This window comes from Massilia frigida (genome assembly GCF_011682175.1).
Lineage (GTDB): Bacteria > Pseudomonadota > Gammaproteobacteria > Burkholderiales > Burkholderiaceae_D > Telluria_A > Telluria_A frigida.
In genome coordinates, this window is sequence record NZ_WHJG01000012.1 from 129,928 (window position 1) to 142,602 (window position 12,675).

At 63.8% G+C, this 12,675-nt stretch carries 10 protein-coding genes; 3 read left to right on the top strand and 7 right to left on the bottom strand.

Translation table 11 applies throughout. From position 1 onward, the window contains the following. Window positions 1-66: 66 nt before the first annotated feature. Window positions 67-2,415, bottom strand: a complete 2,349-nt coding sequence (locus tag F2P44_RS14185; protein WP_167087479.1) for a penicillin-binding protein 1A — start codon at window positions 2,413-2,415, stop codon at window positions 67-69. A 174-nt stretch (window positions 2,416-2,589) separates the two neighbouring features. Continuing rightward, entirely contained in the window at window positions 2,590-3,501 is a 912-nt protein-coding gene (locus tag F2P44_RS14190; RefSeq protein ID WP_370662687.1) for an NAD-dependent epimerase/dehydratase family protein, read from the bottom strand. Window positions 3,502-3,623: 122 nt separating this feature from the next. Between F2P44_RS14190 and F2P44_RS14195 the strand changes: the two genes are divergently transcribed. Further along, window positions 3,624-4,526 carry a LysR substrate-binding domain-containing protein gene (locus tag F2P44_RS14195; protein ID WP_167087421.1) on the top strand — a complete coding sequence of 301 codons (903 nt, stop codon included), beginning with the start codon at window positions 3,624-3,626 and terminating at the stop codon, window positions 4,524-4,526. A 48-nt stretch (window positions 4,527-4,574) separates the two neighbouring features. On the opposite strand, the gene F2P44_RS14200 is transcribed toward F2P44_RS14195, so the two are convergent. Next, window positions 4,575-6,152 carry a peptide MFS transporter gene (locus F2P44_RS14200; RefSeq protein WP_441295293.1) on the bottom strand — a complete coding sequence of 526 codons (1,578 nt, stop codon included), beginning with the start codon at window positions 6,150-6,152 and terminating at the stop codon, window positions 4,575-4,577. Window positions 6,153-6,365: 213 nt separating this feature from the next. Here F2P44_RS14200 and ppnN point away from each other — a divergent pair, with 213 nt between their 5' ends. Continuing rightward, on the top strand, window positions 6,366-7,736 hold the full coding sequence (gene ppnN, locus F2P44_RS14205) for a nucleotide 5'-monophosphate nucleosidase PpnN (RefSeq protein WP_167087425.1): 1,371 nt from the start codon (window positions 6,366-6,368) through the stop codon (window positions 7,734-7,736). 49 nt (window positions 7,737-7,785) lie between these two features. On the opposite strand, the gene F2P44_RS14210 is transcribed toward ppnN, so the two are convergent. From F2P44_RS14210 to sigJ, 4 genes are all read right to left on the bottom strand, one after another. Further along, the gene (locus tag F2P44_RS14210) at window positions 7,786-9,876 is read right to left on the bottom strand and encodes a TonB-dependent receptor (RefSeq protein WP_167087427.1); all 2,091 of its coding nucleotides are present in this window, start codon (window positions 9,874-9,876) and stop codon (window positions 7,786-7,788) included. Between the two features lie 95 nt (window positions 9,877-9,971). After that, entirely contained in the window at window positions 9,972-10,262 is a 291-nt protein-coding gene (locus tag F2P44_RS14215) for a putative quinol monooxygenase (RefSeq protein ID WP_167087429.1), read from the bottom strand. Between the two features lie 96 nt (window positions 10,263-10,358). After that, the gene (locus F2P44_RS14220) at window positions 10,359-11,276 is read right to left on the bottom strand and encodes an AraC family transcriptional regulator (RefSeq protein ID WP_370662688.1); all 918 of its coding nucleotides are present in this window, start codon (window positions 11,274-11,276) and stop codon (window positions 10,359-10,361) included. Then, window positions 11,273-12,142 carry an RNA polymerase sigma factor SigJ gene (gene sigJ / locus F2P44_RS14225; protein ID WP_167087431.1) on the bottom strand — a complete coding sequence of 290 codons (870 nt, stop codon included), beginning with the start codon at window positions 12,140-12,142 and terminating at the stop codon, window positions 11,273-11,275. The genes F2P44_RS14220 and sigJ overlap by 4 nt, the downstream gene beginning before the upstream one ends. Window positions 12,143-12,232: 90 nt before the next feature. Between sigJ and F2P44_RS14230 the strand changes: the two genes are divergently transcribed. Continuing rightward, on the top strand, window positions 12,233-12,670 hold the full coding sequence (locus F2P44_RS14230) for a carboxymuconolactone decarboxylase family protein (RefSeq protein WP_167087433.1): 438 nt from the start codon (window positions 12,233-12,235) through the stop codon (window positions 12,668-12,670). Window positions 12,671-12,675 lie beyond the last annotated feature (5 nt).

The following is a 12,675-nucleotide window of genomic DNA, read 5'->3' on the forward strand; positions in this document are numbered from 1 at the left end:
CATTCCCCCGTCGTTCTGACCACCCAGCCGTCGTTTCTGCCAATGGCAGGAACGACGAGTGTGCGGCTAGCCGCCCGCCTGCGATTCGGCGCCGTGCACCGGTTGCGGTTGTTGCGGCACCGGCGGCACGGCGGGCAAGCCCGGCACCGGCGGCTGGCCCGGCACGGCCGGTTCGCCCGGCTCCGCAGGGTCGCCCGGCAGCGCCGGCAGCGCATCCATGTCGATCGTCTTGAACTCGGTGCTGCCCGCGTATTCGGCATAGATCCAGTCGTCGTCCTCGCGCACCACGCCTTCCGGCACGGCGCGTTCCTTGCCGGGACGCTTGTCGAGCGCGGCGCGCATGTAGTCGACCCAGATCGGCATGGCCAGGGTGGCGCCGAACTCGCGCCCGCCCAGCGAACGCGGGTCGTCGTAGCCCATCCAGGCCACCCCCACCACGTTGCCGGCATAGCCGGCGAACCAGCCGTCGAAGGCGTCGCTGGTGGTGCCGGTCTTGCCGGCCAGGTCGCTGCGGCCAAGCTGCCTGGTGGCGCCGGCGGCGGTGCCGAAGCGGGTCACGTCGCGCAGCATGCTGTCGACCAAAAAGGCGTTGCGCTGGTCGATCACGCGCATGGTCTCGTCGCCGCCGGCGGGCACCGGCGTCTCAAGCAGGATGGTGCCGTTGCCGTCCTTGATCGTGGCGATCAGATAGGGCTTGACGGCGAAACCGCCGTTGGCAAACACCGCATACGCGCCGGCCAGTTGCAGCGGCGTGACCGCGCCCGTGCCGAGCGCCATGGTCAGGTTTTTCGGGTGGCGCGTCAGGTCGAAGCCGAATTTGCCCAGGAATTCATGGCCGTAGCCGACCTCGATGGCGCGCAGCAGGCGCACCGACGGCACGTTTTTCGAGTGCACCAGCGCGCGCCGCATGCTTACTTCGCCGTCGAATTTGCCGTCGTCGTTCTGCGGGGTCCAGGTGTTGCCGCCGCCGCTAGGCATCGCCAGCGCTTCGTCGAGAATGCGGGTGCCCGGCGAATACCCTTTTTCGATGGAAGCCGAGTAGATGAAAGGCTTGATCGAGGAGCCGGGCTGGCGCCAGGCCTGGGTGACGTGGTTGTATTTATTCAGGCCGTAATCGAAGCCGCCCACCAGCGCGTGGTAGGCCCCGGTGGCCGAATCGATCGCCACGAAACCGGCCGCCACCTGCGGCAGCTGCACGATCGACCACGGTTTGTCGTCCTTGTCCTTCTCTTTGTCTTTGGCCTTGTCCTGGGCGATGCGCACCACCGCGCCCGGGCGCAGTTTGATAGCGGCCTTGGCGCCGGCCGCCAGCGCTGGCGCGGCGAAACGCAATCCGGCGCCGCTGATCTCGATGCGCTCGCCGTCCATGGTTTCGACGGCGACCAGTTTGGCCGATACCTCCGTTACCACGGCCGGCATCAGGCCGTCGCTAACCGGGCGCTTGCGCAATTCTTCACGGATGTCGTCGGCGCGTTCCTCGGGATTCGACGGCAGGTCGATGAACGATTCCGGACCGCGGTAGCCGTGCCGCTGGTCGTAGGCCAGCACATTGCGGCGCACCGAATCGTAGGCGGCGTCCTGTTCGGACTTGAGGATGGTGGTGTGGACGGTGATGCCGCGCGTGTAGGCGTCATCCCTGTATTGGTCGAAGACCATCTGGCGCGCCAGTTCGGCCACGTACTCGGCGTGGGTGTCGAACTCCTGGCGCTTGGCCGCGATGCGGATCGGTTCCTCTTTCGCGCTCGCATACTGGGCGTCGTTCAGGTAGCCCAGCTCGCGCATGCGCTTGAGCACGACCAACTGCCGCTGCCTGGCGTTGCGCGGGTTGACGACCGGGTTGTTGCTGACCGGGTCGCGCGGGACGCCGGCCAGCATGGCCATTTCGGCGATCGAGAGCTGGTCGAGGCGTTTGCCGAAGTAGGCCTGGGCGGCGCTGGAAAAGCCGTACGAGCGCCGTCCCAGGAAAATCTGGTTCATATACAGTTCGAGAATCTTGTCTTTCTTGAGCGCGCTCTCGATCTTGAAGGCCAGGGCGACTTCATCGGCCTTGCGGCCCAGGACCTTGTCGCGCGTGAGGAAGAAATTACGGGCGACCTGCATGGTGATGGTCGACGCCCCTTCGCGAAAGCCGCCGCGCAGGTTGGCCCGCGCCGCCCCGGCCGCGCGGATCCAGTCGACGCCGCCGTGCTGGTAGAAGCGCGTGTCTTCGATGGCCAGCACGGCGTTCTTCATCATGTCGGGCACTTGCTGGATCGGGATGAAGTCGCGGTGTTCTTCGCCGAATTCGCCGATCAGCACGTTGTCGGCGGTGTAGATGCGCAGCGGGATCTTGGGGCGGTAGTCGGTGACCGCGTCGATGGCGGGCACGCGCGGCACGATCACGCCGTAAAAGTAGCCGAGCAGGCCAAGGACCATCAGCAGGCCTGCGGCAAGCGCCAGCAGCAGGGCGCGAAGGATGTATTTGCGCGTCAGCCAGCGCTGTAAGAAGGTGTCTGTAGTCAAAACGGTGTCCGCCAGAGCGGGCCGTGCCAAGAGTGACGGCCCTGTCCGGCGAATTATAGTCGATCGCTTTGGCGGCCCCGCGTCCGCTCAGACGAAGGCCAGGTCGTGCTGCAGGATCAGGTGATCGAGCCAGTCGTCGCTGTGGCCGAAGCGGTAGCCCAGCTGCGCGGCGCGCGCGGTATCCATCATATATGGGGCCGGGTAGTCGAAGGGACTCAGTTCGCCGGCCGGCACCGGCGGTTTGACGGGCAGGGCGCGCACCGGCACGTCGAGCAGCATGCCGATGCGCTGGTACAGGTCGAATGCGGACAGGCCGCCGTCGCAGGCCGCGTTGACCGGTCCCAGGAAGTCCTGGGCGCCGGCCCACAGCAGGAAATTGCTGGTGCCCTGGGCGCTCATGAAGGAGCTGGCGGCGGCCGCATTCGCGTAGCGCAGCGGCGCGTGCTGGCGCACCAGGTCGACGTAATGGGCCAGGCGCCCGGTAAAGTCTTCCGCCCCGGCCAGCACGTGGCCGATGCGCACCGTTACCAGCGGCAGCGAGCCGTCGCGGTACAGATAGGCTTCGGCCTGGAGTTTACCCATCACGTAGCTCTGGGTGGCGAGCCGGGTGTCGTGCCACGGGTAGCGCGTGTCGATCGGCTGGGCGAGCATATTGATGTCGTCTTCCGCGAACGGCGCATCCTGGCGGCCGAGCAGATCGCGGTAGACGTCGATGGTGGAGGCGACGATGTAGCGTTTGACCTTGCCGGCGAAGACCTTGACGGCGATGGCCGCGTCCAGGGGGCTGTAGCACATCTGGTCGTAGACGATGTCGTAGCCGCCGGTGGCGGCGAAGGCGGCGCGCATGGCATGTTCGCTGCGGCGGTCGACCCGGATGCGGGCGATGCGCGCGCCGAACGGGTCGGCGGTGATGCCGCGCGTGGCAATCGTCACCTGGTGACCCGCGTTAAGCAAACGCTGCACCAGCAGCTTGCCGAAGTAGCGGGTACCGCCTATCACCAATATATTCTTGCGCATCGCATTCCCTTGTTGATTCCAGTATATTTTCTGCTTAGTATGGCGATTCAACAACCGAGAAAAATTGAACCGATGAGCAAGAAAATCTTATTCATGGAATATGCATGAAGCCATTGCGCACGCTTTCCGGGCTGCTGGACTTCGACTGCGCGGCGCGCTGGGGCAGCTTCAAGCTGGCGGCCCAGGAGCTGCACAAGACGCCGGCGGCGATCAGCCAGCAGGTCAAGCAGCTTGAAGAAAACCTGGGTTTTTCCCTGTTCATCCGTCATGCGCGCCATGTGACCTTGACCGCCAAGGGCCAGGAACTGGCGGTGCTGGTGGCGCGCATGCTGGCCGAACTGCGCGCCAAGATCGGCGCGCTGCAAGGCGGCGACGAGGAATCGGTGCTGCGCATCTCGACCACCCATTCGTTCGCGATCAAGTGGCTGGTGCCGCGCATGCACCGGTTTACCAAGCTGTATCCGGAACTCGATATCCGGCTCGACTCGAACGATGCGCCGGTCGACCTGGAAGACGACAGCAGCGACGTGGCGGTGCGTTACGGGCCGGTGGGCGATGGCGACCCGGCGCTGCTGTTTCGCGAGCGCCTGATCGCCGTCTACAGTCCGGACCTGCTGGCGCCGGGCCAGGCCGAACTGACCCTGGCCGACCTGCCCAATTTCCCGCTGCTGTACGAAAATTCGACCGAGTCCTGGCTCCAGCTGCTCAACGAGAACAAGGCCCTGAAGGGTAAATACGATTTTTCGCGCGGGTACAGCCACTGGGGCGTGCTGGCGCAGGCGGCGGTGGCGGGGCAGGGGATCGCGCTGGTGGCGTACGGGATCGCGTTCCAGGATATCCTGAAAGGGTCGCTGCGGCAGATCAATTGCCGCAGTGCGCCATTCGGTAGCGGCTACCGCTTCCTGGTCAACCGCAGCAAGGAGAACATGCCGAAGGTGCAGCGCTTCCGCGCCTGGCTGGTGGCGGAAATGAACGAGATGCAGCGCGCGCTCGATCAGATCGGGTAAACGACAACGGCGGCCCGCGGGCCGCCGTTGTTCATGGTGCTACAGCGCTTACTTCACGCCGTGCATCAGTTTCTGGATCTGTGGTGCGAGCAGGAACAGCAGTACGCCACCAGCCATCAGCCACCAGAATCCCTGCGTGTAGCCGTTCAGCGCCGACGCGATCGACATGCCCGATTCGCCGCTGACACTGCTGGCGAAGATGCCGGACAGGTTATTGCCGATCCCGGTCGAGAGGAACCAGCCGCCCATGCCCAGGCCGACCAGGCGCGTTGGCGCCAGCTTGGTGACCATCGACAGGCCGATCGGGGACAGGCACAGCTCACCGATCGACTGCACCCAGTAGACGGCGAACAGGGTCCAGAACGGGATCTTGCCGTAGGTAGGATCGACCAGATGGGTCAGCGCGTACATCAGCAGGCCGAAAGCGAGGCCGTTGAAAATGATACCCAGGCCGAATTTACGCGGAATCGACGGATTGACGTTGGCCTTGCCCATGGCAACCCAGACCCATGCGATGATCGGAGCGCAGGCGATGATGGCCACCGAGTTCACGCTCTGGAACCAGGCGGTCGGGAATTCGGTCATGCCGAATGGCGCGGTGATGAAGGACAGCGCACCCTTGCGGTCGACGATGCTCTCGGCCAGGAAGGTGAACGAGCTGCCAGCCTGCTCGAAGAACATCCAGAACAGGATGTTAAAGGCGAAGATGATCATCATGGCGAAGGTCTTGTCGCGCGCGATTTTGCCGTCGCGGATACCTTCGGCGATCAGCATGCCGGCCAGGATCAGGAACAGGATCGTGAGAACGACCTGCAGATTGTTGGCGCCGGCCTTGAGCAGGAAATACATCAGCGGAATGACCAGCAGGGCGCCGGCGACCACCATGAGCATGCGTTTCGGGCTGTTGTCTTCCGCTGGTGGGGCGCCGATACCCTTGAGGGTGGCGCGGCCGAAGAAGAACCATACCAGGCTGATCAGCATGCCGATACCGGAAGCGAAGAACACGACCTTGTAGGCCGGGATGTCGCCGGTGTTGAACACTTTCTGGGCCAGCACCTGGGTGAAGATCGGAGCGAGGAATGCGCCGGCGTTGATGCCCATGTAGAAAATGGTGAAGCCGGAATCGCGGCGGGTGTCGTTCAGTGCGTACAGCTTGCCGACCATGGTCGAGATGTTCGGTTTGAACAGGCCGTTACCGACGATGATGGTGGCCAGGCCGAGCTTGAACACATCTTCGTTAGGGACCGTGATGGCGAACAGGCCGGCTGCCATGAAGGCGGCGCCGATCAGGATCGAACGCTGGTAGCCGATCACTTTGTCGGCGACATAGCCGCCGAAGACGGCGCCGGCGTATACCAGCGCGAGATAGGAGCCATAGGTCAGGTTGGCCGCCTGCTGGCCGCTGGCGTCGCCCCCGTAGAACTGCGTGACTATATATAGCACGAGCGCCCAGCGGATGCCATAGAAAGCAAAACGCTCCCAGAATTCGGTCATGAACAACATCCAGAGCGGACTTGGATGACCCAAGATCTGCTTGAACTCCGGGATTACAACTTCCTGGTGGGGTGTGGTAGCGGCACCGCTCATGCGGTTTCTCCTGAATATGGTTATGGTTGGATAAATCATATGGACAGCCGTGGCTCGTGACCCCGGATTTCCAATAGGGTCGCATTTTAATGTAAATCGACTACGCCCAGCGAATTTTTGCCAGATGTGCTAATTAAGCCATGAAACGAGGCGGCGCAAGCACAGAGGAACTTGTGCCCCCAAGAGCGGCGAGTTGTCGTATATTGGCATTGCAGGCTTGTTTGTTACACAGAATCGAAAAGGATTTGTACTATGGAACATGACGTTGTCGATACCCTGATTTCGCCGGAAGGCCAGCTGGAAGTGCTCTCGAAAGCCGAAGTCTATAAGCTGCTCGACACCAGCCAGGGCGGCCTGTATCAAATCTTCCGCAACTGCGCACTGGCGGTCCTGAACTGCGGCAGCACCATCGACGATGGAAAAGAACTGCTGGAACGTTATAAATCCTTCGATATCAGCATCGTGCAGCGCGAGCGCGGCATCAAGCTGGAGATCCGGGGCGCCCCGGCGATTGCCTTCGTCGATGGCAAAATGATCAAGGGCATCCACGAGCACCTGTTCGCGGTGCTGCGCGACATTATTTTCATCAGCAGCGAAGTGACGGACAATCCCAAGTTCGACATGTCGCGCACGGAAGGCATCACCGATTCGGTGTTCCATATCTTGCGCAACGCCAATGTGCTGCAGCCGCAGCGCAACCCGAACCTGGTGGTGTGCTGGGGTGGGCACTCGATCAACCGGATCGAATACAACTATTCCAAGGAAGTCGGCTACCAGATGGGCTTGCGCGACCTCGACATTTGCACCGGCTGCGGCCCGGGCGCGATGAAGGGGCCGATGAAAGGGGCCACCATCGGCCACGCCAAGCAGCGCCTGGCGGGCGGGCGCTACCTGGGCATTTCGGAGCCGGGCATCATCGCCGCCGAATCGCCCAATCCGATCGTCAACGACCTGGTGATCATGCCGGATATCGAAAAGCGGCTCGAAGCGTTCGTGCGCACGGGACACGGGATCATCGTGTTCCCGGGCGGCGCCGGCACCGCCGAAGAGATTTTGTACATTCTCGGCATCCTGCTCCATCCGGACAATGCCGACATGCCGTATCCGCTCATTTTCACGGGACCGGAGACGGCGCGCGACTATTTCATCCAGATTAACCAGTTCATCGCCGATACCCTGGGCGAGGAAGCGCAGAAACGCTACAAGATCATCATCGACGATCCGGAAATGGTGGCCAAGGAGATGCAGCTGGGGATTCGCCAGGTGCGCGAATTCCGCAAAGCGCGCAGCGATGCCTATTATTTCAACTGGCTGCTCAAGATCGACGAGGAATTCCAGCGTCCGTTCCGGCCGACGCACGAAAACATGCGCAACCTCTCCCTGCACAAGAACCAGGAAAAGCATCTGCTGGCGGCCAACCTGCGGCGCGCGTTTTCGGGCGTGGTGGCGGGTAACGTCAAGGATGAGGGCATCCGCGCAATCGAGAAATTCGGGCACTTCGAAATCCACGGCGACGCCGCCATCATGGGACCGATGGATGCGCTGCTGTCGTCGTTCGTCGCGCAAAGCCGGATGAAATTGCCGGGCAAGGCTTATACGCCTTGTTACCGTGTGATTACCTAAGCTGCATGGTGCGCGCCGGCCGGCGCGCACCACTTTGCATTCGTGCGCGTCACTCGAACTTTTTGACAAAGCCCACGTAGATGCGCCGGGCGAGGAAATGATCGTAGCCGTCCTGGCGGAAGGTGCTCGCAGCGGTGCGGTAGGTGCGCTTGCTGCCATCGAAGATATCGCTGGCGTTGACCGTCAGGCTGAGCGTCTTGCTCAACTGGCGCTTCCAGCTCAGGTTCACATTGCTGGTCGCGCCATGCCGGCCGAGTGGCGTGATTGCCGACGACTGGCCATGCGCGTCGAGCGACAGATTGTCTGGTCCTGCGCTGTAACTTGCCCTCAGGTTGATATATCCAGCGATGCCGTCCTGGCGCACAGCACCATACAAATCGGGGGTGGACAGCACCACGCGATAGGCGCCGCCATCCATGCCCAGACTCAGCTTCGCATCGGGCGTCCAATCGAGAGAGCCTGTGACGCCTGCCGAGCGCGCCTGCCCGCCATTCTGCTTTGAGGTGACCAGCACGTTGTCGGCGAAACTGCGCGCATCGGCCACCGTATCGCGGCTGGTTCGGTAGAAGGTACTCGCACTGCCGCTCAGATGCTCCATGTCCGCGTTGGCGCCGATCTCCCATGAGGTCAGAAGCTGCGGCTTGAGGCCGGGATTGCCCCGGCTGAGGTTTTGCGCATCGACGTAGGTGGTGAACGGATTCAGATCGCGCGGATCGGGCCTCTGCAGGCTGCGCCGATAGCTGAGCGTCAGGTCGGCTTCGTCGCTGGCGGCATACTTCAGGTGCAGGCTGGGATTGAATGCCTGCCAGCGTCCTGTCTGCATGGCGCCGTCTGCCGGTCTGACCCGAAGCGCCATGCGCTCCATCCGTCCGCCCAAAAGCGCTTCCCATTTCCCATGCCTGATCTGGTCGGTGAGATAGGCGGCACTGAGCGTGGTGGCCACGGCATAGCCATTGGTCGTCTCGGGATCGGGCGTCTCCGCTCCCGTCGCACGGTCGACCGACGCCTGATAGTTATGGAGGTCGTTGACCTGGTCCTGGATATCGAGGCCCATGCCCCACTGGCCGTGAGCGGACGCGCGGCTCCAGTCGAGGGTGGCCTGGTCGAGGTGGCGCGCCGACCTGGTGGCACCGCGACTGTAGCTGGTGGCGCGCGCCGGTTCGACGAATACATCGCTGAATGACTTGTCGATCAGGCCTTTCGTATGGCTGCGCTGGACCATCGCCTTGAGCGCGCTCCCCTTGTCCTGGTGGCTGTAATTGAGGCTGGCGCTGTCGTCGGCCTGCTCATTGGGGCCGTAGGAGATGCGATGAAAGATGGTCTGGCCGGCACCGTCGCGGGCCACGTTCAGCGTGTCGTGCAGCGGACGCGAACCCCGGTCATTATATTTCACCGACAGGCTCAGGCTATCTGTGTCGCTGAGGGCGACATCGACGCCCAGTGCCGCACTGTGGACTTTGCGGCGCACGAATATCTCCGAGGTCTGCACGGTCGTTCCGGTTTGCCCGCTGAGAGGATTATTCCACTCGACTGCCGACCGGCGGAATTTTTGCGTGCCGTCGCGGCGATACGCCAGGTTGCCGTGCACGCTGATATCCTTGCTGGTCAGGTCGCCCGATGTGCCGACATTCCACAGGCCGTGGTCGGCGGCGCTGGCCTGCATCTGCGCGCGCGCACCCGCTTTGCGGTTGCGCTTCAAGACGATATTGAGGATCGCCCCGCCATTGGCGTTGTAGGCGGCGGACGGATTGGTGATCACTTCGATGCTGGCGATGTCGGCGCCGCTCATGGTTTGCAGCGCCACCGCCCGCTCATCGCCCGACAACATCGCCGTCGGCTTGCCGTCGACCAGGACCGTGACCTGGGTATTTCCCTTGACCGAAATCTGGCCGTCGGCCGTCACCGCGACCTCGGGCGTCGACTGCAACACGTCCTGGGCGCTACCGTTGGCCGCCCTTGGCATGCTGGACACGTCATGGACAGTCTTGTCGATCTTTTTGACGACCGGCGCTTTCTTGCCTGTCACGGTCACCGTCGCGACTTCGGCATCGTCAGCGCGCGTTGGCGCTGGCTGCGCGGCCAGCCCGAACAGGATCAGGGAGAGTGCGGTCCTGGACAGGGAGCGTGGATCGAAATACATGCCGGCATTTTAACGTTTCCACGATGTCAACGGGCGAATTTCGAGTGCCGCCCGCTGGCATTTTTGGCTGCGCACACGCTTTGGCGAGCCGAATTTTACAACTGGCTGGCATAGCGGCCTGACGGCGGCTCCAGCAGGCAGGCGGCAATGGCGTCCCATCCGCCGGAGGCGCTCAGCGTCTCGATGTGCTTCTTGTGCGCCTGTTCGCTGTCCCACTGCTCGACCAGCGTGAACACGGCCGGATCGTCGCTGGCGCGGAAGATGCTCACCCCGCGGCAGCCGGCAACGGTGGGCAGCTCGCGCTTGACGCCATCGAGCATCGCGCGGAAGTCGGATGCGGCCTCGGGCCGGGTGGTGAATGTGATGATGAAGGTGGTGCCGGTCATGGTTGCGTCGCTTTGCACAGGTTGGTCGCGGCCGCGAATCGGCCGTACCCATACGATAGGCGCTGGCGCGCGGCGCCGCCAGCGCCCGGGCTGCGCTTATATTGACTGGGCCTGCTGACTTGCGAGCTGGCGCGCGTATTGCGCCGGCGGGGCCCCGTAGCGGCGCTTGAATTCGCGCGTGAAGTGCGCGGCGCTGTCGAAGCCCGTCATGGCGGCCACCTCGCCGGGCCGCTTGCCGCCGGCCAGCAGCAGCACCCGTGCCTCGTCGAGGCGCGTATTGCGCAAAAAATGCATCGGCGCCAGTCCGGCCACCTCGCGGAAGGTGTGGGCGAAGTGCGAGGGACTCATCGCCACGGCGCCAGCCAGTTCGGCGATGTCCAGCGGGCGGCGGAAGTGCTGCTGTATCAGTTGCACCGCTTTCTGGATGCGGGCCGCCGAACGCTTGATCGCGGCGGCATCGCGGATGGCGCCCGCAGCGCCGGACCTGAGCAGGCGCACGATGATCTCTTCGACGATCAGCGGCGCGATGGTGGCGCGGTCGACTGGGTGGTCGGTCGCCGGCAGCAGGCGCGTGAACGCGTCGAGCACGCGCCCGTCGACCGGCGCGACGTAGTTCGGGGTCGTCTGCGCAGTGGACGGCGGCGCGGCGCCGGCCAGCGCGATGAAGGTCTTCACCAGCAGGTCGGGCGGCAGGTCCATATGGATCGCGAGATACGGACGGCCCGGGCTGGCCTCGACCACGGTGCCTTCGCAGCGGGTTTCGGCGCCGAGCACGAGGCAGCTCATCTCGTCGTAAGCGAGCGTGCTGGCGCCGAGGCGGGCGCTCTTGCGGCCCTGAAGAACGACCACGATGCCCGGCGCCAGCGTCTGGGTTTTGTCGTAGCGGACCGGGGTCGAAAAGCGGTAGTAGCGCAGGCCAGGCCAGATGGAATCGGTGCGCCCTTCGTTCACGGCGCGCGCGGCGACCATGCCGCGCAGGCACGCCAGGGATGTCGAACCGGCGTCGGCGTTCACGAAGCGTGCACCAGTTTGTCGGGATTGCGCACCACGTAGATTGCAGCAATCCTGCCATCTTCCATATCGAACGACATGGTCGAATCGAGCTTGCCGTCGACAAGGCGCAGCAGGCCGGCCTCGCCGTTGATGGTCGCGTGTTCGAAGGTGGTGGCGGCGCCATGCTTGCGTGCCATGCTTTCGTAGAAGCGCGCGATCTTGTCGGCGCCGCGCACGACGTTGATCGTGGCCGAGACCTTGCCGCCGCCGTCGGCGCGGAAGGTGGCATCCGGCACGAACAGCTGCGCCAGTTGCGCGCGCTCGCCGCTTTGCGCGGCCGTCACGAAGCGCCCCAGCAGCTCCATGTGGGCCGCATCGCTGACCGCAAAGCGCGGCTTGTCGGCGCGCACCCGTTCGCGCGCGCGGTGCAGCAGCTGGCGGCAGGCCGCTTCGGTCTTGTCGACGGCGGCGGCGATATCGGCGTAGTCGCAGTCGAACACCTCGTGCAGCAGGAATACCGCGCGCTCTTCGGGGCCGAGGCGCTCGAGCATGAGCATGAAGGCCATCGATACGTCGCCGGCCAGTTCCAGGCGCGACTCGGGCAAGTCGCTCGCGCGCGTGACGATGGGTTCCGCCAGCCACGGGCCGATGTACGCTTCGCGTTCGGCGATGGCGCTGCGCAGGCGGTCGATGCACAGGCGCGTGGTCACGGTGACCAGCCAGGCATCGGTGCTGGCGAGGTCGGCGCGCGCGTCGTTGGCGTTCCAGCGCAGCCATGCATCCTGCACGGCGTCGTCGGCATCGGCGCGCGAGCCGAGCATGCGGTAGGCGATGCCGAACAGGCGTGGACGGAGCTGGTGGAATTGGCGGGTGAAGGTGTCGTTCATTCTTTTTGAGGAAAGCTGTCACAAACCGTGCGGAGGATTCGTCTAATGATTGTAAGGCCAACCAGTCAACATCACCAAAAAGGAATCAGCATGGAACGCATCAATTTTCAAACCGCTTCGCCGAACGCCATCAAGGCATGGATGGCGCTCGAACAGTACATCGCCACGTCGAGTATCGACACGCCGCTGGCGGAGCTGGTGCGGCTGCGCAGTTCGCAGATCAACGGCTGCGCTTTTTGCGTGGACATGCACGCGACCGACGCGCGCAAGGGCGGCGAGACCGAACGGCGCCTGCATGCGGTGTCGGTGTGGCGCGAGACGCCGTTTTTCACGCCGCGCGAACGGGCCGCGCTGGCCTGGACCGAAACCATGACGCGCCTGGCGCAGCAGCCGGAGACGGGCGAGAGCTACGCGGCGCTGGCCGCGCAGTTCAGCGCCGGGGAAATGGTCGACCTCACGCTGCTGATTTCGACCATCAATGGATGGAACCGGCTCGCGGTGGGATTTGCGAAGATGCCGGAGCCGTGAAGCGC